The sequence below is a fragment of the Metasolibacillus fluoroglycofenilyticus genome, from assembly GCF_003049645.1.
Taxonomy (GTDB): Bacteria; Bacillota; Bacilli; order Bacillales_A; family Planococcaceae; genus Metasolibacillus; species Metasolibacillus fluoroglycofenilyticus.
The window spans coordinates 1-232 of sequence record NZ_PYWK01000043.1; the positions used below are offsets into that span (position 1 = coordinate 1).

1 rRNA gene is annotated in these 232 nt (G+C 55.2%); it reads right to left on the minus strand.

Annotation, left to right across the window (positions count from 1 at the left end):
• A 23S ribosomal RNA gene (locus tag C9J36_RS17200) occupies nt 1-232 on the minus strand; the annotation flags it as partial.

Below are 232 nucleotides of genomic sequence, written 5' to 3' on the forward strand. Positions count from 1 at the left end.
CCTTAGGATTCTCTCCTCGACTACCTGTGTCGGTTTGCGGTACGGGTACCTCCCACCTCGCTAGAGGCTTTTCTTGGCAGTGTGAGATCAGGAACTTCGTCCATGCGGACTCGTCATCACAGCTTGGCGTTAGAGTGTGCGGATTTGCCTACACACACGCCTTACTGCTTGAACAGAGACAACCAACGCTCTGCTTACCCTACCCTCCTGCGTCCCCCCATTGCTCAAACGG